Origin of the sequence: Weissella soli (assembly GCF_001761545.1) — a bacterium.
GTDB classification, from domain to species: Bacteria; Bacillota; Bacilli; order Lactobacillales; family Lactobacillaceae; genus Weissella; species Weissella soli.
In genome coordinates this window covers 1,032,885-1,059,711 of sequence record NZ_CP017326.1, presented here as the reverse complement: position 1 = coordinate 1,059,711, position 26,827 = coordinate 1,032,885, and the positions used below count along the sequence as shown (strand labels likewise).

At 43.2% G+C, this 26,827-nt stretch carries 32 protein-coding genes and 1 riboswitch; of the genes, 27 read left to right on the top strand and 5 right to left on the bottom strand.

Going from position 1 to position 26,827, the window contains the following annotated elements; genetic code table 11:
- The first annotated feature begins 9 nt into the window (after positions 1-9).
- The 6 genes from WSWS_RS05085 to WSWS_RS05060 all read left to right on the top strand — a co-directional run bounded on the left by WSWS_RS05085 (position 10) and on the right by WSWS_RS05060 (position 7,056).
- On the top strand, positions 10-1,002 hold the full coding sequence (locus WSWS_RS05085; RefSeq protein ID WP_070230269.1) for a YhdH/YhfP family quinone oxidoreductase: 993 nt from the start codon (positions 10-12) through the stop codon (positions 1,000-1,002).
- Between the two features lie 87 nt (positions 1,003-1,089).
- A complete protein-coding gene (locus tag WSWS_RS05080; RefSeq protein WP_070230268.1) occupies positions 1,090-1,974 on the top strand; it encodes an RluA family pseudouridine synthase in 885 nt (294 codons plus the stop codon).
- A 74-nt stretch (positions 1,975-2,048) separates the two neighbouring features.
- Positions 2,049-2,143: riboswitch (THF riboswitch) on the top strand.
- 57 nt (positions 2,144-2,200) lie between these two features.
- Entirely contained in the window at positions 2,201-2,767 is a 567-nt protein-coding gene (locus WSWS_RS05075; RefSeq protein WP_070230267.1) for a folate family ECF transporter S component, read from the top strand.
- A gap of 113 nt (positions 2,768-2,880) precedes the next feature.
- Positions 2,881-3,411 carry a MarR family winged helix-turn-helix transcriptional regulator gene (locus tag WSWS_RS05070; protein WP_070230266.1) on the top strand — a complete coding sequence of 177 codons (531 nt, stop codon included), beginning with the start codon at positions 2,881-2,883 and terminating at the stop codon, positions 3,409-3,411.
- 7 nt (positions 3,412-3,418) lie between these two features.
- Positions 3,419-5,128 (top strand): ABC transporter ATP-binding protein, encoded by a 1,710-nt coding sequence (locus WSWS_RS05065; protein ID WP_070230265.1) that lies wholly within the window; start codon positions 3,419-3,421, stop codon positions 5,126-5,128.
- A gap of 2 nt (positions 5,129-5,130) precedes the next feature.
- Positions 5,131-7,056 (top strand): ABC transporter ATP-binding protein, encoded by a 1,926-nt coding sequence (locus WSWS_RS05060; protein ID WP_070230264.1) that lies wholly within the window; start codon positions 5,131-5,133, stop codon positions 7,054-7,056.
- A gap of 54 nt (positions 7,057-7,110) precedes the next feature.
- On the opposite strand, the gene WSWS_RS05055 is transcribed toward WSWS_RS05060, so the two are convergent.
- Positions 7,111-8,196 carry a BMP family lipoprotein gene (locus WSWS_RS05055; protein WP_070230263.1) on the bottom strand — a complete coding sequence of 362 codons (1,086 nt, stop codon included), beginning with the start codon at positions 8,194-8,196 and terminating at the stop codon, positions 7,111-7,113.
- A gap of 269 nt (positions 8,197-8,465) precedes the next feature.
- Positions 8,466-8,585, bottom strand: coding sequence for a DUF4044 domain-containing protein (locus WSWS_RS08135; protein WP_210726293.1), 120 nt, complete (start codon positions 8,583-8,585; stop codon positions 8,466-8,468).
- Positions 8,586-8,783: 198 nt separating this feature from the next.
- On the opposite strand from WSWS_RS08135, the gene WSWS_RS05050 reads away from it, so the two are divergent.
- Genes WSWS_RS05050 through WSWS_RS05025 form a run of 6 tightly spaced genes read left to right on the top strand, consistent with a single transcriptional unit; the run spans position 8,784 to position 11,721 of the window.
- On the top strand, positions 8,784-9,152 hold the full coding sequence (locus WSWS_RS05050) for a DUF3397 family protein (protein WP_070230262.1): 369 nt from the start codon (positions 8,784-8,786) through the stop codon (positions 9,150-9,152).
- Positions 9,153-9,168: 16 nt separating this feature from the next.
- Positions 9,169-9,378, top strand: coding sequence for a cold-shock protein (locus WSWS_RS05045; RefSeq protein WP_070230261.1), 210 nt, complete (start codon positions 9,169-9,171; stop codon positions 9,376-9,378).
- 2 nt (positions 9,379-9,380) lie between these two features.
- Positions 9,381-9,962, top strand: coding sequence for an NUDIX hydrolase (locus WSWS_RS05040; protein ID WP_070230260.1), 582 nt, complete (start codon positions 9,381-9,383; stop codon positions 9,960-9,962).
- Complete coding sequence (locus WSWS_RS05035) at positions 9,963-10,382, top strand: hypothetical protein (protein WP_114981140.1); 420 nt, start codon at positions 9,963-9,965, stop codon at positions 10,380-10,382.
- Positions 10,383-10,404: 22 nt separating this feature from the next.
- A complete protein-coding gene (locus tag WSWS_RS05030) occupies positions 10,405-11,094 on the top strand; it encodes a 5'-methylthioadenosine/adenosylhomocysteine nucleosidase (RefSeq protein WP_070230259.1) in 690 nt (229 codons plus the stop codon).
- 30 nt (positions 11,095-11,124) lie between these two features.
- The gene (locus WSWS_RS05025) at positions 11,125-11,721 is read left to right on the top strand and encodes a DUF1361 domain-containing protein (RefSeq protein WP_070230258.1); all 597 of its coding nucleotides are present in this window, start codon (positions 11,125-11,127) and stop codon (positions 11,719-11,721) included.
- Between the two features lie 97 nt (positions 11,722-11,818).
- Here WSWS_RS05025 and WSWS_RS05020 read toward each other — a convergent pair whose 3' ends face one another.
- Positions 11,819-12,148: a VOC family protein gene (locus tag WSWS_RS05020; protein ID WP_070230257.1), complete on the bottom strand. Its 330-nt coding sequence runs from the start codon at positions 12,146-12,148 to the stop codon at positions 11,819-11,821.
- A gap of 94 nt (positions 12,149-12,242) precedes the next feature.
- Between WSWS_RS05020 and WSWS_RS05015 the strand changes: the two genes are divergently transcribed.
- The 5 genes from WSWS_RS05015 (at position 12,243) to WSWS_RS04995 (ending at position 17,569) form a co-directional block, all read left to right on the top strand.
- Positions 12,243-12,668: a JAB domain-containing protein gene (locus tag WSWS_RS05015; protein ID WP_070230256.1), complete on the top strand. Its 426-nt coding sequence runs from the start codon at positions 12,243-12,245 to the stop codon at positions 12,666-12,668.
- 103 nt (positions 12,669-12,771) lie between these two features.
- The gene (locus WSWS_RS05010) at positions 12,772-13,776 is read left to right on the top strand and encodes a rod shape-determining protein (protein WP_070230255.1); all 1,005 of its coding nucleotides are present in this window, start codon (positions 12,772-12,774) and stop codon (positions 13,774-13,776) included.
- 72 nt (positions 13,777-13,848) lie between these two features.
- Complete coding sequence (mreC, locus tag WSWS_RS05005; RefSeq protein WP_070230254.1) at positions 13,849-14,697, top strand: rod shape-determining protein MreC; 849 nt, start codon at positions 13,849-13,851, stop codon at positions 14,695-14,697.
- Between the two features lie 176 nt (positions 14,698-14,873).
- A complete protein-coding gene (locus WSWS_RS05000; RefSeq protein WP_070230253.1) occupies positions 14,874-16,190 on the top strand; it encodes an APC family permease in 1,317 nt (438 codons plus the stop codon).
- Between the two features lie 137 nt (positions 16,191-16,327).
- Positions 16,328-17,569: a NupC/NupG family nucleoside CNT transporter gene (locus tag WSWS_RS04995; RefSeq protein WP_070230252.1), complete on the top strand. Its 1,242-nt coding sequence runs from the start codon at positions 16,328-16,330 to the stop codon at positions 17,567-17,569.
- A 140-nt stretch (positions 17,570-17,709) separates the two neighbouring features.
- Here WSWS_RS04995 and WSWS_RS04990 read toward each other — a convergent pair whose 3' ends face one another.
- Entirely contained in the window at positions 17,710-18,447 is a 738-nt protein-coding gene (locus WSWS_RS04990; protein WP_070230251.1) for a glycerophosphodiester phosphodiesterase, read from the bottom strand.
- 245 nt (positions 18,448-18,692) lie between these two features.
- On the opposite strand from WSWS_RS04990, the gene rpsP reads away from it, so the two are divergent.
- The 8 genes from rpsP to WSWS_RS04950 all read left to right on the top strand — a co-directional run bounded on the left by rpsP (position 18,693) and on the right by WSWS_RS04950 (position 24,983).
- Complete coding sequence (rpsP, locus tag WSWS_RS04985; protein ID WP_070230250.1) at positions 18,693-18,965, top strand: 30S ribosomal protein S16; 273 nt, start codon at positions 18,693-18,695, stop codon at positions 18,963-18,965.
- Between the two features lie 353 nt (positions 18,966-19,318).
- The gene (locus WSWS_RS04980) at positions 19,319-19,564 is read left to right on the top strand and encodes a GlsB/YeaQ/YmgE family stress response membrane protein (protein WP_070230249.1); all 246 of its coding nucleotides are present in this window, start codon (positions 19,319-19,321) and stop codon (positions 19,562-19,564) included.
- A gap of 300 nt (positions 19,565-19,864) precedes the next feature.
- Entirely contained in the window at positions 19,865-20,623 is a 759-nt protein-coding gene (locus WSWS_RS04975; RefSeq protein ID WP_164699447.1) for a COG4705 family protein, read from the top strand.
- Complete coding sequence (locus WSWS_RS04970; protein ID WP_070230248.1) at positions 20,607-22,298, top strand: glycosyltransferase family protein; 1,692 nt, start codon at positions 20,607-20,609, stop codon at positions 22,296-22,298. The genes WSWS_RS04975 and WSWS_RS04970 overlap by 17 nt, the downstream gene beginning before the upstream one ends.
- A 201-nt stretch (positions 22,299-22,499) precedes the next feature.
- Complete coding sequence (locus WSWS_RS04965) at positions 22,500-22,856, top strand: toxin-antitoxin system HicB family antitoxin (RefSeq protein ID WP_070230247.1); 357 nt, start codon at positions 22,500-22,502, stop codon at positions 22,854-22,856.
- Between the two features lie 18 nt (positions 22,857-22,874).
- Complete coding sequence (locus tag WSWS_RS04960) at positions 22,875-23,177, top strand: hypothetical protein (RefSeq protein WP_070230246.1); 303 nt, start codon at positions 22,875-22,877, stop codon at positions 23,175-23,177.
- 31 nt (positions 23,178-23,208) lie between these two features.
- Positions 23,209-24,030, top strand: a complete 822-nt coding sequence (locus WSWS_RS04955) for an SPFH domain-containing protein (protein ID WP_070230245.1) — start codon at positions 23,209-23,211, stop codon at positions 24,028-24,030.
- Between the two features lie 179 nt (positions 24,031-24,209).
- On the top strand, positions 24,210-24,983 hold the full coding sequence (locus tag WSWS_RS04950) for a (S)-acetoin forming diacetyl reductase (RefSeq protein ID WP_070230244.1): 774 nt from the start codon (positions 24,210-24,212) through the stop codon (positions 24,981-24,983).
- 93 nt (positions 24,984-25,076) lie between these two features.
- On the opposite strand, the gene WSWS_RS04945 is transcribed toward WSWS_RS04950, so the two are convergent.
- The gene (locus WSWS_RS04945; protein ID WP_070230243.1) at positions 25,077-25,616 is read right to left on the bottom strand and encodes an acyl-CoA thioesterase; all 540 of its coding nucleotides are present in this window, start codon (positions 25,614-25,616) and stop codon (positions 25,077-25,079) included.
- Positions 25,617-25,722: 106 nt separating this feature from the next.
- Between WSWS_RS04945 and WSWS_RS04940 the strand changes: the two genes are divergently transcribed.
- Positions 25,723-26,067, top strand: coding sequence for a cysteine desulfurase (locus WSWS_RS04940; protein ID WP_070230242.1), 345 nt, complete (start codon positions 25,723-25,725; stop codon positions 26,065-26,067).
- Positions 26,068-26,162: 95 nt separating this feature from the next.
- Positions 26,163-26,825, top strand: a complete 663-nt coding sequence (locus tag WSWS_RS04935; protein ID WP_070230241.1) for a histidine phosphatase family protein — start codon at positions 26,163-26,165, stop codon at positions 26,823-26,825.
- Positions 26,826-26,827: the final 2 nt, after the last annotated feature.

Genomic DNA, 26,827 nt, shown 5'->3' with positions numbered 1-26,827 from the left:
GTTAGTCAAATGAGCTATCGTGCCTGGGTTGTCGAAGAAATTCAAGGTGAAGTGGTCACATCACTACAGGATGTGGCCCACCAAGCGGTTACAGCAGGAAACGTGTTAATTAAGACCGAATATTCTGCAGTCAATTATAAAGATTATTTGGCAACCCAGACGCATGGTGGTGTGATTCGACAATTCCCCATGACACCTGGTATCGATGTGAGCGGTGTCATCATTGAGTCAACGGTTGCCGAGCTAGTGCCGGGTGAATTGGTCGTTGTGACGGGGTTTGATCTGGGAACAAATCACCCAGGTGGCTGGGCGGAGTACGTCCAAGTCCCAGCCAGTTGGGTCATTGCCTTACATGAAAATTTTTCGACCCGGGAGGCAATGATTGTTGGTACTGCTGGATTTACAGCTGCCCAGGCGATTACCAAGCTGGAAAACCACGGCATGACTGCCGCACAGCAACCACGCATACTAGTCACCGGCGCTACGGGTGGAGTGGGTACCATTGCAGTGGCCTTATTGCATGCGGCCGGGTATGAAAATGTCACGGCGGCGCTACGCAAAGAAGAATACCGTTTGCAACTAGAAGTACTTGGGGCAACGCGGGTCATCACGGCCACTGAATTAACGGCGCATGCGGCTAAATTATTACAAAAACAAACTTTTGATTTTGTGATTGATACAGTGGGTGGTGACATACTGGCTGCGGTATTACCACAAGTACAGGCGAACGGTGCAGTTGCAGCGCTTGGTAATGCAGGTGGGGTATCGCTGAATACCAATGTTTTGCCATTTATTTTGCGGGGCATCAACCTGCTTGGGGTGGACTCTGTGTTGGCAACGCATGCAGAACGATTGCTGATTTGGCGGCGTCTGGCTGCCCCGACCTGGCGAGTGGCCTTGCAAAGTCTCATCGTCGATGAAGTGGCGTTTGCAGCTTTGCCCACTGTTTTGGCGCAGTTTAAGCAGGGTACGCATGTTGGTCGGTCGATTATTAAGTTATAGTCACGAAAAAAGACGACGACAGTCGTCTTTTTCATTATTGAAGACAACCGGTTTGGCGTCGTAATTTGAAATAAGAAGAGAAAAAATATGTGGGAAAAAGAAGTTGTGTTACCAGCAAATCAAGCCCCGGTGACCTTGAAAGAACAATTGTTGTTGTGGCACGTACCAAGACGCTTGCGGGGTCGTTTGCGTCAGCAGCGCCGGGTATTATTGAATGGCCACTATCAACCGACATCAACCAACTTGCAGCCGGGGGATGTCATAACAATGCACTTTGAACAAGCTGACTTTGCACCAGAATCAGCCTACGTGCCGGATGATCGAGTCGTTTTACCGGTACTGTTTGAGACTGCCGATTTTTTGGTGATTAATAAGCCCAAGGGGATGAAATCACACCCAAATTCGCCAGGGGAAGATGGCACGGTGATGAATTTTGTCGAAGCCTACCTGCAACCACAGGGGCAGCACGCTTATATGGTGCACCGTTTGGATGGTGAAACGACTGGGGCCATGTTGGTTGGTAAAAAGCCTTATATTGTGCCGATTTTAAACGAACTTTTACGTGAAAAAGAAATTAAACGCACCTATTTGGCCTGGGTCACCGGCGCATTGACCAGTAATGCGGGCACCATTGATTTACCAATTGGAGAGGATCCAGTGCATGATCGCTTACGGCAGGTGAATGGGCCAAATGCGCGCTTAGCATTGACACATTGGCAGAAAATTCATCAGGTGTATCAAAATACTTTGGTACGGATTGAACTAGAAACCGGGCGGACCCATCAGATTCGCGTGCATTTTGCAGCGATTGGTCACCCGCTAATTGGTGATGCATTATATAATCCACAAGCCACACCTGACATCGGGTTGATGTTACATGCGGCTTCGATTAGGGTGCCCATGCCATTTGAAGGAACCGTCCGGTCAATTAGTGCACCATTACCGCGGTCATTCCCACGAAATTTAACGTAAGCACATGAATGATCCCTTTTGAAACGCGGTTGAAATAAAGGAGGCGTATACTTGTGTCCATTGAAGCAATTCAATACAGGGTAGTCAGCGATGCGTTAAGTGTCATGGAAACGGAATGTGAGCCATGGACGAAAACTGCGGTTGCGATATCGTTGACGCATTCACTGTAAGGGCTCTTTGAGCGTTTTAAGTGAAACCCTCCAAAATTTTTAGGAGGTGTTTTCAAATGAAGACATTAGCAGTAAATGGTTGGTCACGGTTACAAGCTGGGCAAGTAGCGGTGTTAGGTGTGCTGATGGCGCTTGAATTAGCGTTGTCATTCATGTCAGTCGGGACGTCATTTCTCAAGGTAAGTTTCACTTTTATTACCATTGGATTGATTGCCAAGTGGTTTGGTCCCTATTGGGGGATGTTAGTTGCTTTTATTCTTGATTTCGTCACGAATTTCATGCACGGTATGCCATATATTTTCCCGTTTGCCTTAGTCGCTGTGCTGAATGCTTTGATTTTCGGTATCAGTTATTACAAGCGTGAGCAACTTTCAGTTGCTCGCATTGCCATCACAATTCTGATTCAATTGATGTTATCAAACGCCATCTTGAATACGTATTTGTTGGCAGTGTATCATTATTTGCCAGTTCAGCTGACTAGTCTGTCAGATGCATTGTCTTCACCAGTGGTGTGGGCACGTGTCGGCAAGCAATTCATCATGTGGCCAATTGAAGTTATTGTCTCAATTCTTATTTTGAATAATCGACAAATTAACGCATTATATGAACGCGTTACCAAGTAATAAAGTGCCTCCATTTGGAGGTGCTTTTTTATTTGCTTTGTTAATGAATCGTGTTATAATCTATTAGTTTACTTTTGAAACTAACTAACTAATTTCTTTGCAAAGGAGGAACTATGCGAACACATATACCTGATTTACTGAGCTCAGTGCAAGCCTTTTTTCGTCGACCATCTTGGATCGTGGTTGCAAATATGCTTGATAAACATGAGCGTAAAATATCTGCTAATCGCATTGGTGCGCCACGGTTAATGGACTTGTTAACCGAACAAGATGGCCTGACAAATACTGAAATTAGTGAGCGGTTGGCCTTACAACCAGCGAGTGTGACCGCGATGATTAAGCGACTGACCCAGTTTGAATTAATTGAAGTACGACCAGATAAGTATGACAAACGCCAAATGCGTGTCTTTTTATCTGATAAAGGACAGCGTCATTTTAAAGAGATGGAGCAATTTTTCGATGAGTATATTCACACGATGTTAGCTGGCTTAACAGATGATGAGATCGATGAATTTAGCCGCTTATCAACGATCATCCGTGAACATGCCGATGAAAGTCGTACAGAAGCGTTATTAAAAAAGTATGACGGGAAAATCATGGGTATCGACCGACTCTATGAGGACTACAAGAAACTAAAAGGATAGAGAATTTATGTATTTCAAACATTTAATGCAGTATAAGTGGTATGTGATGGCATCACTCCTGATGATCGTGGGAATTGTGGCAGCAGCCTTGATTCAACCACAATATCTAACGGATGTCCTAACCGCAATCACAAATGACAATCAAGATAAAATTTATCAAGTGGGTGTCAAATTAGTAGTTGTGGCCGTGATTGGACTGATTGCTGGGTTGATTAACACCGTTCTGGCAGCCAAAATCGCGCAGGGTGTGACCGCGGATATTCGTGAGGAAGCCTTCCGCAAAATTCAAAGCTTTTCATATGAAAACGTTGAAAAATTCAACGCTGGAAATTTGGTTGTGCGGATGACCAATGATACTAACCAAATTCAAAATTTGACGATGATGATTTTCCAAATCCTATTGCGTGTTCCAATGTTGTTCATTGGCTCATTTATTTTGGCGATCAACGTTTTGCCAAAGTTGTGGTGGTTGATTATTGTTTTAGTTGTATTGATTTTGATCATTACTGCTGGCTTAATGAGCCAAATGGGACCGCATTTTAGTGCCTTCCAAAAGTTGATGGATAAAATCAACGGGATTGCGAAGGAAAATTTGCGCGGTACGCGTGTCGTTAAGTCATTTCTACAAGAAAAAAATCAAATTAAAAAATTCGATGCAACATCTGATGAATTATTGGGTCATAATTTGGCAGTTGGTAATTTATTTGCCGCGATGATCCCAGCCTTTACGCTGGTGTCACAACTGACCATTTTTGCCGCCATTTACTTGGTCTCAACCTTTGTCGAGAATGATCCCAGTGCCCTTTCAAGTGTTGCCTCATTTATGACCTATATGGGTCAAATCATGTTTGCCATCATTATGGGGGGCATGATGATGATGATGGCGTCACGTGCCATGATCTCTTTGAAGCGTATTCAAGAAGTGTTGGATACCAAACCAGCCATGACTTATGCCACGGATGAGGTCGTTGACTTAGAGGGATCAATTCAATTTGAGCATGTGACATTCAAATACCCTAATGATGACACCGCGACGTTGCATGATGTCTCATTTGCGATCAAATCAGGCCAATTAGTTGGTATTGTTGGGGCAACTGGATCAGGTAAGTCCACGTTAGCACAGTTGATTCCACGGTTGTTTGATCCAACCGAAGGCACTGTGACCGTCGGTGGTAAAGACCTGAAAACATTATCAAAGGGTACTCTAAAAAAGAATATCTCAATCGTTTTGCAAAAGGCCATTCTATTTTCAGGCACGGTGGCTGATAATTTAAAGCAAGGTAAGCCAGACGCTTCACCTGATGATTTGTATCAAGCAGCTCGCATTTCGCAAGCATTAGAATTTATTGATCAGTTACCTGGTCAGTATGAGGCGCCAGTTGAAGAGCGTGGTAATAACTATTCTGGTGGGCAAAAGCAACGCATGTCGATTGCGCGGGGCGTCATTAAATCACCAAAAGTCTTGGTCTTAGATGATTCGACGTCTGCTTTGGATGCCAAGTCTGAAAAGTTAGTCCAAGAAGCCCTAGATCATGAGTTGAAGGCGACGACGACGGTGATTATTGCCCAAAAAATTTCGTCAGTTGTACATGCCGATACTATTTTGGTACTGGATGAGGGTCGTTTAGTTGCCCAGGGATCACATGCTGAATTGCTTCAATCGTCGGCCGTCTATCAACACATTTACGAGACACAAAAGGGAAAGGAAGAAAATTAATCATGAAAGAATATACAAATGCCTTCAAATTTTTCTTCCGGTATATGAAGCAGTACAAATTACAATTCTTTGTGATTGTGATTGCAGTGATTGGGGCGACCTATTTGCAGGTCAAAGCACCCGTTTATCTTGGTGAAGCTTTGACTCGCATGGGTGAGTGGTTACAGACAACCATGCAACATAAGAGCGCTACCAAGGTGTTAGCGCAACTCGCACAGGCTATTCCTGGTGGCCAGATTCCGGATGGCTTCCAATTACCAGCTAAGATGGTGAAGGAATTAGCCAAAAATGATATGCCAACAACTTTGCAAGGATTGCAACATCTCGCACACACAACGCCATCGAAGCAACCATTCTTTGATGTGATGTGGAAGTTGTTGCTCGCCTATGTGACCACAGCAGTTGCCCAGCTAATCTACTCACTGTTGTTCAACCGGGTGGTATCACACTCAACGAACAACATGCGTAAAGGTTTGTTTGGTAAGATCGAACGCATGACCATTGCCTTCTTTGACAGTCATGCTGATGGAGATATTTTGTCACGATTCACTTCTGATTTGGATAATATCCAAAACTCATTGAATCAATCATTGTCACAAGTCTTTACTAATATTGCGTTGTTCATTGGGATTATCATCATGATGTTCAACCAAAATGTTAAGTTGGCTTGGTTGACGATGGCCTTAACACCGGTAGCCATTATTTTGGCAATTTTGATTATCCGTCAAGGTAAGAAGTTTACTGATTTGCAACAAAATGAAGTTGGTAAATTGAATGCCTACATGGATGAAAAGATTTCAGGTCAAAAGGCCATCATTGTTGAAGGATTGCAAGATGACGTCATTGACGGTTTCTTAGTCCACAACGATAAGGTACGTAAAGCGACCTTCAAGGCACGTGTCTTTGGTGGTATGTTATTCCCCATGATGAACGGATTATCATTGTTGAATGTCGCGATTGTGATCTTTGGTGGCTCAATCATTGCATTGAACGATGCTAGTCTATCAAGAGCAGCGGCGTTAGGATTAGTGGTGACGTTCGTCCAATACGCGCAACAATACTTCCAACCAATCATGCAAGTGTCGTCATCATTTAATGAATTGCAAATGGCGATTACCGGGGCCCGTCGTCTACAAGAAACCTTCGATGAAGCTGACGAAGTGCGACCTGAAAATGGGTTGGTAGTCGATGAATTAAAGAATAGCGTCAAGATTAATCATGTCGACTTTGGTTATCTACCAGGTAAACAGATTTTAAAGGATGTCACAATTGAAGCCAAAAAGGGTGAAATGGTGGCTATCGTTGGTCCAACTGGAAGTGGTAAGACCACGATCATGAATTTGGTGAACCGTTTCTATGACGTCGATCATGGGGCGGTAGAATTTGACGGGATTGATGTTCAGCAGCTTGATCTGGATTCACTGCGCTCACACGTGGGACTCGTCTTGCAAGAATCTGTTTTGTTTACGGGTACGATTCGTGACAATATTGCATTTGGTAAACCTGATGCAACCGATGAAGAAGTGATCCATGCGGCTAAGACAACCCATATCCACGACTTCATTATGTCACTACCTGATGGTTATGCCACTGAGGTGAATGATGATGAAAATGTTTTTTCAGTCGGTCAAAAGCAACAAATTTCGATTGCCCGGACGATCATCACCGATCCACAAGTTTTGATCTTAGATGAGGCCACATCGAATGTTGATACGGTGACCGAGCAACAAATCCAAGCCGCCATGGAGGCAGCCATTTCTGGTCGGACGTCATTTGTGATTGCGCATCGTTTGAAGACAATTTTGAATGCGGATAAGATTATCGTGTTGCGCGATGGTAAGGTGATTGAACAAGGTAATCACCAATCCTTGTTGCAACAGGATGGTTTCTACGCTGAATTATATAAGAATCAATTTGTATTTGAATAAGCAAATTAAAAAGGACGGCATCTCGATGTCGTCCTTTTTGGTAGGGTTATTGTATTATTTTGCGTATTGGTTGTTGTACTTCAACTTGATTGAACCGTCTTTCAAAGCCTTTTCAGCTTTGTTGACGGCAGCCTTTGTCTTGGTATCCAGGTTCTTCTTGATAACGGAAACGCCGCCTTCCTTCAAGCCATAGTAGGTGACCTTACCACCTTGGAACTTACCAGCTTTAGCCGCGTTTGCAGAAAGTTGCAAACCACGACCAACGTTGGTTAGTGATGAAGTCAGCGTGAAGTTAGCCGCTTTACCATCCTTTGAAGTGTACTTACCTTGAGCAGATTGGTCAATATCGACACCAATCATATAGGCTTTATCCTTTGAATCAGCCGCCAACGTTTGGTCGTGTTGCTTAACAGCGGTGAAGGCACCATTACCAGTACCACCAGAAACGTGGTTAATGACATGCACACCATCAGCCATCATGGCATTGGCAATTAATTGCCCCTTAGCTGGATCAGCATAGGAATTAGCATAGACTGCATCAACTTTAATGTTCTTATCAACAGAGGCAACTCCCAAACGGAAGCCATATTCAAAGCGGCCGACAACGGGTCCCTTCATACCACCGATAAAGCCAACGGTGGTGTCACCCAATTCCTTAGCCTTCGTAGCCGCAGCCACACCAGTTAGGTATGAAGATTCCTCAGAATTAAACATCAATGATTGCACGTTCTTTAGCTTTGAATTTGCTTCAGCGTCAACTAGAGCAAACTTAGTCTTTGGGTGGGCCTTAGCAGCCTTTTCGACTGCGGCTTGGAGATCGAAGCCAATCCCGGCAACCAGGTCGAACTTAGAAGCAACAGCTTGGTTGAAGTTAGGTGTAAAGTCAGCTTTCGTCTTTGAAATAAAGTAATCATAGCCATTGACGCCCTTTTTAACGCCATTTTCCTTACCCCAAGCTTTCAAGCCTGACCAGGCGGCCTCACTAAACGAATGGTCGTCAATGTTACCAGGGGCATCAGTGACCATGGCAACGGAGAATTTTTTGTTGGTTGAGTTGCCTGATTGGGTAGCGTAGTAAACACCACCAGCGACAACGATAACGGCAGCGATACCGGCTGCAAGTTTTGTAGAGCGATTCATAAAATCTACTCCTCCTTAAGGTTTAATTTTCCGCAGTTTTTCACATAATGTGTTACTTCTGCTAGGGTAGTTTAATGTGATTTTTCCTTCACAACAAGTTAAAATTGTGCGCCCATCGCGGGTTAGTAAAATCTAACACTGCGATATATTATACTACCGACTAATGACCTTAAAGTAAAGATAAAAGATACTGTCAATTAGTAATTGTTTTCTTTAAATGGTCAAAAAAGGCGTCCTGTAAGTATTTATACAGGACGCCATGGATTAATTTAATAGGCTAAGAACGCTTGAAGCAAAACTACAAAAACACCACCGAGAGATAGAATTAACATGATGATGACGAAAAATTGATTGATCTTTGCTAAGCGTGATTTTGGTTTTCTGGGCATGATACACTCGCTTTCAAAATATTCAATCTATTGTAGCAATTTTAACGGGTGCTGACAAGGCTGTCCCCGTCGCAACTACCCAGTTATATAAGGAAATGACGTGAAAACGGTTGCTTACTTTTTCATTTGCGAAATTACTGTATAATGAAAAGAAGATATTTCGATGTGTTTGGACGTCGCGATTAGTAAGGAGTGGAGATGCTAACTTTTGTTGAATGGCCATATATTCTGGCCATTACATTGGCAGTTGGAGTGGTGATTTTTGCGCTATGGCATCGCATCACACGCATTCCAGGGATGCGTGGCGTCCAGCCGCTTGATGTGATGGTACTGGTGTTATGGTGGAGCATGAGTGCGCTGGCTTTTCAGACATGGATGCACGCTGGAATCGTTAATTTATGGATCATGTTTTTCCTTTGGGGAATGGCATTAATCTTATTGCAAGCATTTATTGGTGGTCACTTCGAAGTCCGTCGTTTTTTAAAAAGCTGGTGGATTATCATTAAATGGGCAACTGTGTTGGCTTATTTAGTGGTTGTGATTTTAGTTTTGGTCATCAATAAGTAAATAAAAGGACAATAATATGGAAAAATTAGTTGGTACAGTTAAAAATTGGAATGCAGAAAATGGCTTTGGTTATATTGAACTACCAGGTGAAGAGGACGTTTTTGTCCACTTTTCAGGGCTTGAAGATCGACGGGTTCGTGATTTGAATCCAGGGGAAGAAGTCAAGTTTGTCATTGTCCAAGGTTCACGGGGACCACAAGCGGCATTAGTTGAGGTAGCTGATTAATTATGGAAGATAAGGCCTTTGAAGCACAAGTTAAGGAAACCGTCATCAAAGAAGAAGTTGTTTATCATGGCCATATTATCGACGTGGTGGATGAAACGGTCGTCTTAAGTGATGGCCACCAGACACATCGTGATATCGTGCATCATGCTGGTGCCGTCGCTATTTTAGCGTTGACTGCCGACGATAAGATGATTGTTGAAAAACAATGGCGTGCGCCAGTGCGAAAAGTCACCTTAGAAATTCCAGCTGGTAAATTAGATGAACGTGATCACGGGGATGCCCTGGCTGCGGTCAATCGTGAACTGAATGAAGAAGTGCGTTTACAAGCCGGTAACATCAAAAAATTTGCGGGTTTCTACTCTTCAATCGGTTTTGCAGATGAGTATATGCATCTTTATTTAGCAACTGATTTGCAACCCGTCACAACGGAATTACCACAGGATGCCGATGAAAATATCGGTGTGGTGTACCTATCCTTTGATGAAGCAACGGATTTGTATGAAGCAGGCTTGCTGGATGATGGTAAGACAGTGGTCGCTTACCAATACTGGAAAATTATGCGATTGGAACAAGGATTGAAGTAAATGCTTGAAAAAATAGTAAAGTTTTTCTTGAATGATGTTGAATCTGATGACATCGAACCTAAGGCGGATACCGCTGTACCAACATCACGTGGTCAACGGCAGACCGGCTTAATGCAGAAGGTTAAAACTAGGGTGCAGGCCTGGTTACCAAAAAGCAAGTCATTAGACGAACCGACTGCGGTTGCTGATCAAGCTGAGGATGTTCACGAACGCTTGAAGCGTTATGCCGGGGGCGATCAACAGGCATTGACCCGGGCAGAAAACCGTTTAACAGGTAAAGGACGGTATGAACTTGACCCGAGCACCCGCAAGTTAACCCCGTTGGGTAAGCAAATGCGGCTAAGGCGTCGCTTGAATATCACGATGGGGCTTTTAAGCTTAATGATTATTATTACCTGGTTGATCTTGTTTTTTAGTTAAATAACGAATAGTGAGGGAAAAAATGCGTTACGGAGTTATTAATGCTGAACAAACCGAGATGGATGGTTTGATTGAAGCAATGGATGCGGACAAAATATCACAAATCTCTGGGAAAGTGTTTCATCACGGTAAAATCGGTAATGTTGACGTTGTCGTTGTGAATGGTGGCATTGGTAAAGTAGCCGCTGCATTAACAACGACTTTGTTAATTACTAATTTTGGTGTTGACGCGGTGATCAATTCTGGCTCGGCTGGTGCATTAGGCACTGGTTTGAAGATTGGGGATATTGTGATCGCTAGTGAATTAGCCTACTCAGATGCTGATGCACGTGCCTTTGGGTATGCTTTTGGTCAAGTACCACAACAGCCAGCTCGATTTGTAGCCGATGAAGAATTGTCTGCCGGATTAGCCGCTGGTTTTCAAAATGATGAGGTGAATGCCGTGCGTGGCTTGATTGTTTCAGGTGATCAATTCATGGATTCTGAGGCGAAGAAGCAAGCTATTTTGGCACACTTTCCGGAAGTACAGTCAGCTGAAATGGAAGGGGCAGCGGTTGCCCAAATTGCGACCCACTTTGATGTGCCTTTTGCAGTTGTGCGGGCAATTTCTGATAATGCCGATGGGGAATCAGCTATGGCCTATGATGAATTTGTTGTCTTAGCAGGTCGTCGTAGTGCCCAAGTCTTGATCGATTTCTTTGCATCTAAATAAACGATTTTATGAGATTAGCGGAGGTACAAGATGAATCGACGAATTATCATGACTATCCATGCGGTAATTGCGCTCTTTATGATCGTCCTGTACGTTGCGCCTAGTCACCTCACTTTCTTGATTTGGAATCTGTTTTTAGCGGTGATTCCATTTGATTTGAGTTTGGTTATTAAAAAAGTTACTGCGCGGACAATGAAAATCTCGTTAACCACGATTTGGGTGCTTTTTTTTCCCAATTCGATGTATATGATTACTGATTTTATGCATATTTATAGCTTGGATGGTGGCAGCGCTCGTTTTAACTATGGCATGCTTGTTTTAGGTATTTTCTTAGGGGTCTTGTTAGGCGCTCGCTCGGCTGAAATTATCTTTGAGAGTTATTTTCCAAAGGCAACCACCCGGTCTGTGCTCGGATTTTTCGGTAGTTTATCATTACTATCGGCTTATGGGATGTACTTAGGCCGGTACGCCCGGTTGAATTCTTGGGACATTATTACCAATTGGAATCAAGTGGTATCACTGATTGTTAAGTCGTTCTCGCTTTCAAGTATTGAATTTGTGTTAATTTTTGCCTTCGTGCAAATGATCATTCTGTTAACTTTTCGTGCATTGCGCCACTTAGAATAGTTAGTGGTTGGACTGATCAAACATCAACTAAAGGGCAATCAAAAAGCTGTATGCTGTGACCGTGATGGATTTTATCCGGTAACAACATACAGCTTTTTTACTTAGCAATGACTTCAATGGTGTTGCCTTCAAAATCGGCAATAAAGAAGTGGGTGGCCTGATCAATGACCTCGGCTGGTCGTGTTTCAGGTACGAAGTAATTAATGAAATGATTTTGAATGTCAGCAGGCGTATCCTTGACAATCACCTGAACATTGGTGGGCGCAGCGTTTTCAATAAACGTGATGCCTTCACCATGTAGTGACAGATGGGCAGATTCGTGTTTACCAAAGACTGATGGTAAATCAAAAACTTCACGATAGAAGCGAACTGCCCGCGGAATATCTTGAGCGGGGATACTGAGTGGACTTAATTGACTAACACGCATGCTATTCTCCTTTTCTTATATAAATAGTGTACCGCAAGTTGGCTTCTTTTAAACACCTTTGCAAATAACCTCTCTTTAATAAAGAGGTGGCAGAATGAAAATAACGAGTGATGAGTTTATCCCTTGGATGATTGAGGTCGGCGGTCGGCGCCCCCAAGAAGAAGCTTGGGCAGTTTACGTGGATACGCAACTGGTCATACGCCATGTTAAGTGCATTGCTAAAGGCACACTGGATGCGGTTGTCATCCATCCACGTGATGTTTTTCGGCATGCAATTGCGATGAATGCCTATGGGTTTATCATCGTCCATAATCACCCGAGCGGCCGGTTGGTTTTTTCACAGATGGATCTGGAAGTTTTAAGAAAATTGGCGGTTTGTGCAGCAATTGTTCAAATTCATCTTTTCGATTTTTTAGTTGTTAGTGCCGATGGCTATATCAGCGCTTTTGAGCGGAAAATGGTGCCAGAAATTCAATGGCAAAATTTGCTAGATTTATGGACGAAGCACGTCAATCTATGATAGACTTAACGACAGTATGAAGTAAAAATGATTTGATGGAGGTCGTCTGTAAACGGGCGGCCTAATCAAGTTTAATAAATAAGAAAAAAGAAGGACAAACGCCGTGTTTTCATTTGGAACTCGAAATGTCGGAATCGACTTAGGTACAGCCAACACGTTGGTGTATATCGATGGTAAGGGAATCGTTTTACGCGAACCATCAGTCGTCGCCCGAAATACAAAAACAAACGAAGTCGTTGCAGTCGGTTCAGAAGCTAAAGATATGATTGGCCGGACTCCAGGCTCAATCAAGGCCATTCGTCCGATGCGTGATGGTGTTATCGCAGACTACGAAACAACGGTGGCCATGTTGAAGTACTACTTAGGCAAGGCGCTTGGTGGACATAGTTCACGACCATACGTGACCATTGGGGTACCCTCAGGTGTGACGGCTGTTGAACGACGGGCCGTGATTGATGCTGCACGTGTCGCTGGTGCGCGTGACGCGTATGTGATCGAAGAACCATTTGCGGCTGCAGTCGGAGCTGGTTTACCAGTGATGGAACCAACTGGCTCAATGGTTGTGGACATGGGTGGGGGCACCACTGACGTTGCTACTATTTCATTGGGTGGGATTGTTTCATCACGTTCCATTCGTATGGCGGGCGATAAGTTGGATGAATCCATCATGTCTTACATTCGTCAAAAATATTCAGTCTTAATTGGGGAACAAACCTCAGAACGTTTGAAAATCGAAATTGGTTCAGCGGATGTTGAAGCAGCCAAGGACATGGCATCGACAACGGTGCGTGGCCGTGACTTGGTCACAGGATTGCCAAAGACAATTGAAGTATTAGCGGAAGACGTGGCAATTGCCATGAAGGATGTGATTGCTGAAATTATCGTGGCGATCAAGGAAACTTTAGAAGAGACTTCACCTGAAATTGCCGCGGACGTTATCGATCGTGGTATTGTCTTAACTGGTGGTGGTGCACTTTTGAAGCACCTCGATACGGTGATTGCTGAGGCCACAAAGGTCCCAGTATTCGTCGCCCCAAATCCATTAGATGCTGTCGTTATTGGTACTGGTGAAGCATTGAAGTCAATCGATGTTTTGAAGAATAACTAATTGTAAGTAATGAAACGATGGATAGTGGCACTGCTAACTAGCCATTGTTTCAATTAGTAGAGGGAGTCAAACATGAAAAATGTTTTTTCGTCACGACGTTTGGTGGTGGCCGTCTTACTAATCATCATAACCCTGGGGGTTATTACAGTTAGTTCCCGCTCGAAAGATTCACAAGAGTCACCATCAATTCCAAGTCAAATTGTGTCAGATGTGACCGGCTGGATGTCTGATTTGGTTTCTGCCCCAATTGGCACTGTGCATAATGGGTTTAATAGTTTACAAAACTTGTTGAACACCTACCAGACAAACCAGAAGTTGACGTCGCGCGTTGATGAACTGGCACAGGCCAAGGTGCAGCTTCAAATCGTGAAGAACGAAAACAAGGCCTTAAAAGCACAGTTGAAGTTAAATGATACCTTAACTGATTACGATGTCGTTAATGCGGTTGTTGTTTCGCGTTCACCAGTTAATTGGCAAACCCAATTGGTGATCAATCAGGGAAGTTCGGCTGGTATCAAAAAGGGGATGTCAGTGATGGGATCCGGTGGCTTGGTTGGACGTGTCACCCAAGTGAATACAACCAATGCGAAAGTTGAATTACTTTCTGATAACAATCAAACTTCAGATCGATTTGCCATTCGGGTGACCACGACGAGTGGTGACACGGTTGACGGTATTATCACGGGCTTTAACCAATCCAAGAATCGTATCGTGATGGGTAATACGACATCCAATACCACCGTTAAGAAGGGTGATTTGGTGACTACGTCCGGCTTGGGTGGCGTTACGCCCTCTGGCTTGTATGTTGGTAAAGTCTCATCCGTAGTGACTGATGATTACGGGTTATCGAAGAAAATCTATATTGAACCGGCTACAGATTTCAACAACATTCCGGTTGTTTCTGTCGCGATTCCAAAATAAAGCAAAGGCATTTCAGGGAGACTTGGAAGGCCTTTTCTTTATTATGTGGATAATCACGAATTTTTTCGCTAAAAACTCATGAAATGTTTGCTTTTAGCGGGTATCATATGGGATAATGTTACTTATTTGAAATTTTATAAAGGATATGGCTCATATTTGTGAGTTGAGAGGATGAAATGGGACAAACCAGCTTAAAACGAGAAGTGGGCTTGATCGGAGCCTTGTCGGCAGTTGTTGGAACGGTAATTGGGGCAGGAGTGTTTTTCAAAATTGCTGCCATGGCTGAGCGAACCGGATCCGCAAATTTGGTGATTGTGGCCTGGATTTTAGCGGCAATCTTCACCATTGCGGGTGGGTTGACCGTCGCAGAACTTGGTGCCATGTTCCCTGAAACTGGAGGGGCCACCAAGTATTTAGAATATTCTTATGGTCCGATCTATGGGTTTTTATTTGGTTGGATTCAAACATTAGTGTATTATCCAGCCAATATTGCAGCCTTGGCGATTATTTGGACGACGCAATTCACTAATTTGTTTGGTATCAAACAGGGTAAAAATTTAATTTATATTGCTATCATTGTTTTTATCACGATTCTAATCATCAACGCCTTAGGATCCAAGTTCGCTTCGCGGGCGCAATCACTGTTTACCATTCTCAAGTTAATTCCGATTGCTTTGATTGTGTTTGCCGGTTTGTTCTCAAAGGCCGACGTGCATTTCCAACTATTGCCTTTGGCCGCTGGAAGTCATATTAACCCGATTGCCGGTGTTGGTGGGGCGATTGTCGCGGCGATGTTTGCTTTTGATGGTTGGATCGGTATTGGAAATATCGCCGGGGAGTTGAAGAACCCCAAGCGTGATTTGCCATTGTCATTAACGTCTGGTTTAGCCATTATCGGGCTCATTTATTTGTTGGTGTCAATCGTCATGTTGCGACACATGCCCATTAACCAAATTATGGGTAACCAAGAAACAGCTAGCCAGGTCGCACAAATGTTATTCGGTGGTATCGGTGGTAAGTTGGTGACGGTCGGCATTCTGATTTCAGTTTATGGGGCGTTGAACGGCTATACATTTACAGCGATTCGCGTCCCATATGCTTTGGCGAGTGAAGGAAACTTTCCGTTTGCCAAGACATTTGTGAAGTTGAACCGGTTTGCGAGTCCCTGGAATAGTTCAGTGTTGGTGGCCTTGGTTTCAATTGGATTAATGCTTTCAAATCAATTCGACCCCTTAACCGATTTAGCTGTCTTTATCAGTTGGTTGTTCTTTATCTTATTGTTCTTAGCAGTCTTCAAGCTCCGTAAGACAATGCCAGATAAGGAACGACCATATAAGACTTGGTTATACCCGGTGACGCCAATCATTGCTATTTTGGGTGGTATTTTCATTCTATTTAGTTACATCACCAATTCGGCGAATTTACCGTTCTTCGCTTTTGGTATGATCATGATTGTGTTAGGTATCATTGTATTTAAGAAAATTAGTAAGTAATCACAAAAAGGTAGTTGTGCGAGCAGCTACCTTTTTTGTTCGTCATTTTAAATAAAATATAGCATTTTACCGAACGTTTTGGTACTCTAGTAGAAGTGGTTTTTCCACGTATTCTAAATTAAGGGGCATTCAGAGAGATGCTATTAGCGATTAATATTATTGGAATCATTGTTTTTATTGGGATTGCCTATTTGCTTTCCAATGACCGTAAGAACATTAGCTGGAAGTCAGTGGGGGCCATTTTATTGGTCCAATTGATTTTGGCTTGGTTCTTCTTGAAATTCAGTTGGGGTCGTGATGTTATCATGGCCGTCTCAGATTTCTTCAACTGGTTGTTGAAAGCCGCATATGCAGGCATCGCGTTTGCGGTACCAGATTGGGTCACACCACCAGCGGGGGGCTCAATGAACTTCGTTACTGGTGTGGTTTTACCTATCCTGGTGATTATTCCATTATTTGATGTCTTGATGTATGTCGGTATTATGCCAGCAATCATCAAATTCATCGGTAAAGGTCTATCAAAAGTTACTGGTCAGCCTAAGTTTGAATCCTTCTTTTCAATCGAAATGATGTTTTTGGGTACAACTGAGGTCTTGCCAGTGGTTCAGTTACAACTTCGTCAAATGAGCGCACGACGCAATTTGACGGTGGCGATGATGTCAATTTCGGCCGTTTCAGCTTCCATTCTTGGTTCTTATGTCAAGATGATGCCAGGCGCCTATGTGTTGACGGCCATTCCGTTGAATATCTTGTCAGCGGTAGCGATGTCAATTATCTTGAATCCAACCAAGATTGACCCAGCCGAGGACATCGTAGCAGATATTTCGGTCAATCCAGCAACTGGTGAGAAGCAAAAGCGCGAACCATTCTTTGGTTACTTGGGAGCTTCAATTCTAGGTGCGGGTAAGGTTGCTTTGATCATCATTGCATCAGTCATTGGGTTTGTTGGTTTGGCGACTTTGGTAGATAATACCTTTGCTTTGACTGGCTTTAAGTGGCTATCATTAGAAAATATCTTCGGTGTCATCATGTTCCCATTTGCGTGGTTATTAGGAAATGATGTCACACATGCCTTCCACATGGCGCAATTAATGGGAACTAAGTTAGTGACTAACGAATTCGTGGTCATGGGGCAGGTTTCTAAGGCTGCTTTGGCAGGGACTGGCTTGTTTGCAGATAAGCACTTCTTAGCTGGCTTAACGGTCTTCACAACGTCATTTGCCAACTTTGGAACCTTAGGGATGGTAATTGGTGAATATCGTTCAATGACTTCACAAGACACTGCAGATTACGTGGCAAAACACGTGCCATTGATCTTGATTTCAGGAATTTTGGTTTCATTATTGTCAGCAGCCATGGCTGGTCTGTTTGTTTGGTAAAATAGGATAAAATTTATTCAATAGCTTGTGCATATTGAATAATGGCCCCCGCAATTGGAGAATTCCAACTGTGGGGGCCATTTTAGATTACGGCGCAACAAAAAAAACGCAGTACTGTTGGTACTACGGGTTAGATGTGCTTAGTTTATAGAATCACGAAGGGCAAGGGCTTTTTGTACTTCGTTTGTGATCAGCCCAGCGAAGCCATCGCGAATTAATCGTTGTTGGTCGGCATATTGGTCGACATTCCAAGGCCGGATATGGCCAATACGCTTGGCTAAGGCGTACATCAGGGGGATGCTTTTCAATTTTGTGATATCTGGATGGATATAATCAAAATCACCACGGCGTCGGCCCATTAATACTTTTGGGGTGATGATAAATGTCAGTGCCGCAATTTCAGCAGTGGGTGCTAATTCACGGAATGTATGTAGTGTGTTGAGGTTGAAACTTTGGAAAATAACCGAATACTGTGGATCAAATTCAGCTAATGTATCCAAAATTTCTTGTTCGATCCCTGGATAATTCAATTTATCGGTTTTGACTTCAATGACTAGGGTCCGCGTAAAGTTCTTTTCGGCTAAGTAAGTCAATAAATCGCGAAAGGTCGGAACCTGGACATCATAAAACAGCGGGCCATTTGTATTTCGGGTGGCGTAGGTTTGAATTTGAGCTAGGGTCAATGCTTTAACGAACCCGTGGCCATTAGTGGTACGATCGATGATTTCATCGTGAATGATCACTAAGTGGCCATCCTTGGTACGGTGCAGATCGATTTCGATGGCATCGGCATTAGTTGCCAGTGCTGATGCGAATGCAGGTAACGTGTTTTCAGGCACGTGGTTATGGAATCCACGGTGAGCGATAACTTCAGTCATAAGAAAAGCCTCAATTCTTATTCAACATATTTGGGATTATGCATCTATTTTAGCACAATTCATCGGCCTAAGATTTTGAATAATGGGTTGCATGATTTTTTAAGATAGGGTATATTTATAGATGTCGGATAGGTGTAAAGGGTATTCACTTGACACGCTATCAATGTGTAAAGGTAAAACACTTTACACATCATAAAAAATTTGTTATGATATAATATGTAGAAAATTACTGGAGGATATTACACATGGCTGTTAAAATTCGTTTGAAGCGCATGGGTTCAAAGAAGCGCCCATTCTATCGTGTTGTTGTTGCTGATTCACGTTCACCACGTGATGGTCGTTTTATTGAAACTGTTGGTACGTACAACCCATTGGTTGAACCTGCTGAAGTTAAGTTGGACGAAGAATTGGTATTGTCATGGTTGAACAACGGTGCTCAACCATCAGATACTGTTAAGAACTTGTTGTCAAAAGCAGGTATCATGAAGAAGTTCCACGAAGCTAAGTACACTAAGTAATTTGCTTCTGATAGAGAACAATGTTTATATGCTAGGTGGCCAATCTTGGTCACTTTCAGCCTGATATTGTTTCAAAAGAGTTCACCCAATTTGGGTGAACTCTTTTTTGTGTGGATGTCACTTACAGTTGCAAGTTCCAACAATTGGGACAATAGATTCGCCTATTTGATAACTAAATAGGCACATTAAGTACCCGTGTTAACCTTTTTGAGATATTTTTAATTGCTTTGTAATAAACGTTATTCTTTGTAATATCAGATTGTTATGAAATTTGTATATTAGTAAGCCTTATGATATTATATCTGTATTGGGTTGTATGACCCGAATTTTGAAAAAGAGATGGAGGCAGAGTTATGATTTGGTCGTTAATCGTTGGTGCAATTATTGGGGCTGTCGCTGGCGCCATCACAAACCGTGGTGCAGCAATGGGGTGGATCGCCAACATTGTTGCTGGTTTAGTTGGTTCAGCAGTGGGTCAATGGTTGCTTGGTAGCTGGGGTCCAACCTTAGCTGGTATGGCAATTATTCCGTCAATCATTGGGGCGGTTATCGTTGTCCTAGTTGTGTCATATATCTTGGGTATCAGCGCAAAGCGATAACCATCAAAATGAATAGGTTTAAAGAAACAAGTCAATTATTGGCTTGTTTTTTTGTTTAAGCCTGTAACATGCCACGAATTAGCCGCTGATGAGTTAAAACTCATCGCGGTTTTTATGTTTTAAGAATCTAAAAAGCTTGGCTAAGGGGCCCGATTATCAGGTGTAACAATTAACTCTGGAACCACCCTCCAAAACAAAAAATGAAAAAAATTCAGAAAAAATTCAGCGTAATCTGGTAGCGACGGTAGGGCTTATCTCCGTAAAATGACCATATTGTCAATTGAAATGAGGTCTCACATTATGGAAGAAAATCTATTGGTCAAAGTACCAACAATTACACTGATATTTTGGCTTACCAAGCTCGTGACTACCGGTATGGGCGAGTCACTCAGTGATACATTAGCAAAATCAATCGGACCGATTCCGACATTAATTTTTGCAGTGATTAGTTTTGGTGCCACCCTGTATTGGCAAGTCACCCGGAAACAATATCACGTCATTTCATATTGGTTACCAGTGGCTACCTTAGCCATCTTAGGCACAATTATGGCGGATGCGGTGCATGGTGGCTTACATATCAGTCATTACATGGCAAGTATCCTGTTCTTTGGGTTGATGTTAGCGAGCTTTATGGGTTGGTTCCTAGTCGAACATGATATTTCAATCCATACCATTACAACACGGCGGGCAGAACTGTTTTATTGGCTGACAGTAAGCTTTAGTTTTATGCTTGGTACCGCGTTAGGCGACTACATTGGCAATGATCTTGGGTTAGGACTGTTTTTGACTGGGGTATTCCTATCAATTTTGTTGGTGATTGCATTAACTGTACGTCAGGTATTCGTGCGTAATCTCTTGCTGGAAACAGGTAGTTTTTGGGTTGCGTACATCTTAACCCGCCCAATTGGCGCCAGTTTTGCAGATTATTTCGGACTCAAGTGGCACAATGGTGCGCTAGGAAGTCAGGGATTATCAATCATTTGGCTGGTGATGTTTATTGTCCTGATTGGTATTATGGTACGGACTGATGTGGTTGAAGCCGATGTACAAATGGATTAAAAAACCACCAGTCATGATCCTACTGGTTAGTATAGCGGTGATGATGCCACAGATTCTGGGACACCAGGTGATTTTAGGCGGGGTCACGACTGTTCAAGGAGATGCGCTATTTCATTTTAATCGTATTTACGATGCCATGATGCAGCTGAAGACACTACATTTTCACTATTTTGTGAGTGATTTTGGTTTCAATCAAAGTGCCCGGGTGATCAATGCGGTCTACGGTCCATTTTCTAGTTATATCTATGGTGCTGTGCTGTTGGTGACGGGCAGCTGGTGGTTGTTTCAAATTATCAGTAGTATCGGTATCCTCTATCTTGGTGGGTTAACTTTTTTCTATTTGGCACGCCAAGTTGAACTTGATCGCGGATTGGCGCTAGTTGGTAGCCTAATCTACTTGAATACTGAAGCAATCACATCATGGGCAACAGCGCAAAAAGGAGCTGCCTTGGCTGCAGCTATTCTACCACTGGTCATTTTAGCCGCAGTGAAAATGATTCAGCAAAAAGAGCATGCATTGCCAATATGGTTGTTGGCGATTGGTTTGAGTTTGCTAGTTCAAGTTCATAATTTAACCGCGCTCATGGCGGTCATGCTGCTCATACCATTTTGGTTGATTGGTTTGATTAGGCAGCAACAATGGTGGTTGTTTGTCAAACATACATTGCTGGCGGCTCTTATTTTTATGGTGTTAACAGCTAATGTGTGGGCCACACTATTAGATTTAACACTGCACAACAGATTGATGAACCCAGTTAATTTTGTATTAGCAAGCTATACAACGGTGCCGTCAATTTTGAGTCATTGGTTGGGTATTCCGATTCTCATCCTCGTGATGTGGCAATTGTACCAGCTAATTTTCCGCTGGCGTTTGTTATCATTGACGAATCGAGTGGTCGCACTTGTTGGTCTATTTTTTGTCTTTCTAAGTAGTGCATTGATGCCTTGGCAACTAATACAAGACAATTTGCCAATCTTGGGTTCGCTTCTACAGTTTCCAGCGCGTTTTATGATTATTGCGACGCCGCTAATTCTATTAGGAAGTCTGCAAACGGTCCAGACTGATCTTCAGGTACCAAGACATTGGCGTCAAACAGGTAGCATTGTGGTCTTGGCATTATTGTTTGTGGGTAACCTCCAAACGGTGACTAGCGAAACGCAACAGTGGTCGACCAACTTTACGACCTCATCATCCGTGCAAAAGCACGGTACGATGCATCAAATTCGCCAAGCCTGGTTAAGTCCTAAACTAGCTGCCGGCCTGCAACGCTTGACTAAGGATACGTCGGACTATTTACCAAAAATGGGTAAAACAGCGGACGCTTACCACTTGGTTAATCATAGCATCTATACAAGCACCACTACCTTCCATAAACGAGTGACTCGACAGGGGTTACAGGTGGATTGGAATGCGCCCCAGGCCACCCCAATCCAAGTACCGGTGGTGAAGTACCAACAAACGCACCTTAAATTGAATGGTCAAACTATTCAACCGCTTCACCAAAATGCTGTCGGTGTCATCACGGTGCAAAGTCATCAAGGGCTCAATCAGCTTCTTGTCACTTATCAACCAGCTCGATGGGTCTCTATCAGTCTAGTAGTCGCGATGGTGAGTTGGCTCATCGTGGGCGTTGAAATAATCAGAAGGAAATGCGAGCATCATCAACCGCGTTAGGGCATGGATCCTTCTGACAGCGGTCGCTGTAGCGGCCATAAACTTGATAATGAAGCTAGTAAGTCGTGATGAAAATCACGGCTTTTTTTTGTGAACTGAAATTTGTAAGGACATCCTTCAGGAACTACAATGTACCTGCTATATGAGGTTTCCAAAAATCAATGCAGTTACAAATAGTATCATTTGTGCTACAATGTGGTCATGGAAGAAAAAAAGAATTATAGCGGGCAATTATCACTTCGTCTGACGCCAGAATTACACGAGCGTATAGCCAATGAAGCAGATAAAGAGAACCGGAGTATTAATAACTTAGTTGCTTATTTATTAGAAAAGTCACTCGATGATCAGTTAATTGCTAGACCTACATCATCGTTTGAACAACGGCAGTTTGTCGGTCGCACGATTAACGGAAGGAGTATTACACCTGAAAATGGGTTAGTTGTCGTGGATGGTATTTATTACCGTTATTTGATTGATGGTAATCATCCAGTTGAGATGGACAAAGCGTATGTCATTATTGAGGCAAATGGCAATATTTTGACATTACGAGCTTTGTAAGAATTGATGGGAGAGGCCATGGGATTTTTAGATATAATCGGTGCGCTCTATAGTGATGCAAGTGCTGATGCTGGCGCGGAACGGGTGCAGAAGGCATTGAAACAGTCTGATGCGCTGCGTCATCAGCATCATTCAGCCGTAAAAGCAGCGCCACGACGACAAGCGAAACATCAAAGTTTGCGGGAAATAGCGCACATTAGTATGCAACAACAAAAGCGCTTGCGCCATGGTATTAGTCGTGAAAGAAGTTATATGTCAGCCCGGGGCAAGATTACAGAGAATTTAAAACTGTATATTACTGAGGGCGTCAAGAAGCCATAGTCTTAATTGGAATTGAATAAGGAGTAGGGAAATGCCATTTGGAATCAAGATTGTGCCACAAAATAACGTCGGGTTAAAAGAAATGTTAGGTAAATATGCCAGTACGGTTCAATCGGGACTACAGTTCTATATACCAATTATTCAAAAAGTTCGGACGGTAAGTTTGGCGATGGAGCCATTGCGCTTGCCAAACTATTCCGTGATCACAAAGGATAATGCCGATGTGAGCGCTAGTGTGACTTTGAATTATCATGTGACTGATGCGGTTAAGTATATGTATGAAAATACTGATTCCGTTGAATCCATGGCGCAATTAGTACGTGGTCATCTACGTGATATCATCGGGCGGATGGACTTGAATGAGTCGCTAGGTTCAACAGCAAAAATCAATCAAGAATTAAGCGTGGCCATTGGTGATTTAACGAATACGTATGGTATCAATGTCGATCGTATTAACATTGACGAATTGACGCCCTCAAAAGCGATTCAAGAAGCAATGGATAAGCAATTGACGGCGGATCGTGAGCGAGTTGCAACTATTGCAAAAGCCGAAGGTGAAGCCCAGTCGATTCAACTGACGACCAAGGCTAAAAATGATGCGGTCATGTCGACGGCTAAAGCCGAAGCGGATGCGACTAAAACACGGGCAGATGCAGAACGATACCGGATTGACACAGTGCAAGCTGGTCTGAAAGCTGTAGATGATAAATATTTCCAAAATCAATCAATTAATGCCTTTACAGAACTAGCGAAGAGCCCAGCAAATACCATTGTGGTGCCGAGTGATCAAGTTGGTCAATTAGGCCAGTTACCAGTCGTTGGTAAGCTGTTGGCCACTGGTGCAAGTAAATAAATTCACAAAATCGTCACATCTTTAATCAGGTGACGATTTTTTTGATGTGTTGGTATAACAAGGGTTAAATTGTGAAAAATATCACGTTGACAAGTTTTGAATGTGGTATTATACTTACATACGTTAAAGGTTGTTAAAACAATCACAAGTTAAAAAGCGAAATATGTGAGGTTAATATTATGACAAAAGTAGCATTTGTAACAGGCGCAGGACAAGGTATTGGTGAAGCAATCGCAAAGCGTTTGGCTGACGATGGTTTTAAAGTGGCAGTAGTTGGTCGCACCTTGACTAAGGTGGCACGTGTTGCTGAAGAAATTAATACCAAGCATGCGGATGCAGCTTTGGCAATTTCTGTTGACGTTACTAAGCGTGATGAGGTTTTTGCCGCAGTCAAGCAAACGGCTGATGCCTTTGGTGATTTGACGGTTGTAATCAACAATGCCGGGGTCGCACCAACAACACCGATTTTGGAAGTTGATGAAGACACGATAAAGTGGACATTTGAGACAAATGTTAATGGGACAATTTGGGGCATTCAAGCTGCCACAGAAACTTTTAAAGCATTAGGTCACGGTGGTAAGATCATCAATGCCACGTCACAAGCTGGTGTTGAGGGTAATGCTGAATTGTCAGTCTACGGCGCAACTAAGTTTGCCATTCGTGGGATTACGCAAACTACAGCTAAGGAATTGGCACCACTCGGTATCACAGTGAACGCATTTGCTCCTGGTATCGTCAAGACACCAATGATGTATGATGTTGCGCACAACGTTGGTAAAAACGCTGGTAAGGATGACGACTGGGGGATGGCTCAATTCTCAGATGGGATTGCCTTAGGCCGGGTATCAGAACCTGAAGATGTCGCCAATGCCGTGGGCTTCTTGGCCGGATCAGATTCAAACTACATCACCGGTCAAACTTTGATTGTTGACGGTGGTATGGTCTTCCATTAATAGTTATCATATAAAGCATTGCTTGGTTGATGAAGTTCAGCCGAGCAATGCTTTTTTGCATTTTATTTAAGACAAAAAAAGCGCTAACGAAGACTAGTTCGTTAGCGGATTTTCATGATTTCTGTTTTCCCAAGGCATCGCCAGGGTGACGGTATCTAAAATGCTTTCATCAGCGTGGCGGGTTTGATCGCGGAGTGCCTTGCGATCAGTGTAACCAGCAATGAGCTGTGCTTGTTCTGGTGTGTCTGCAATCAGCGTGGTGGCTGGCATGCGTACGTTAGCATCTTGGATGATGAAGGTAGTGAAGGCATAGAACCCTAGAAAACGAGTTCCAGTTTCCATATCTTCGCCAATGATTTTGGTAAAAACCTCGATGGAACGTGAACCGATCCCAGTTACATAGGATTCGGCTGATAACGCATGGCGTAAATCGAAAGGCTGGAGAAAGTGAATATGATCCATGGTCCCAGTGACGACGATGCTGCGGGCAACGCGCATGGCTGGAATGGAGGCGGTATTATCGACAATCGACAGGGTGCGGCCACCAAAGACAGTTTGATGTTCGTTTAAATCTGGTTGACCAACGCGGTGGTTAGCAACGGTGGTGGTGTCATTAATTTGAATCTCACGCATAGTTTTGCTCCTCGAGGTAGAGTGTCTGTGAACATCAAAACATTTGAAGTTCTGAACAGGTATTAGTACACTAAGTATAACAATATGTATAAATGGAGAAAAGACCATGGCATTTGAAAAGTCGGTGAAGGTGGCTGGTGATACAGTTACATATGAATTTAATCCAGGTTTGAAGAAGTATGCGTTGGGGGATACGGGTTTCGTGCAAAATAATGCAGGTGCTTATATCATGCAACGAGCTCTTGAACCCAGCAAGGGCTTGGCCCAATCGATTAAACTAAAGGTGTCGATTGATAAAAATTTAACTGGGGTCAAGATCAAGACGGTTAATCCTTCAGGTAATGATACGGTTAATATCTTCAAAAACTCAAATCCTGAATTAGTGGAGCTGTTTCGTTTCTACCTCAACGAGCTAGTTGAACGAGAAATTCTACTTATTAAAGAAGCTTAATAGACCTACGTAAACCTGGAATCATCTTTGGTCGCGTAGGTTTTTTAGCGTATAATGGAAACATCAATTATCGAATGAAAGTGGAGCAAGCAGACATGACGAAACTTTATTTTATCCGCCATGGTAAAACAGAATGGAACAATGAAGGCCGTTTCCAAGGAGCAAACGGTGATTCACCACTTTTGCCTGAATCATATCAACAAATCGAATTATTAGGAAAGCATTTGCAAGATATCAAGTTTGCGCATGCGTTCGCATCACCAATCAAACGAGCTCGTACAACTGCTGATGAAACAATCCGTTATCTGAAGCAACGGCCTGAGCTGACGTTACAGTCGGGCTTGGTCGAATTTGGCATGGGTGTTTGGGAAGGTAAGACCTTTGTCGACGTTCAAGAAAATTGGCCAGAAATGTATGACGCTTATCGGCATCATCCCGAACGCTTTGATGCATCACAAGTTGCGGGAGCAGAAAGTTTTGAACATGTCCAACAACGGTTTCGCCAAGCGGTGGTTGAAGCAGTGGCCGGTTATGGTGGCGCAGATGTTAACCTAGTGTTCTTTTCTCATGGCATGACCTTAACGGCTGGAATGGCATATCTCCTAGGCACTCCTTTGGCAGAATCACGAGCCCGGGGTGGGTTGGGAAATACCTCAACCTCAATTTTGGAAACGCATGATGGTCAGACATTTGTTGAAATTATCCGTAATGATGTTTCCTATTTAGACATTACCAGTGATTCAAGTAACACGATTTAAGA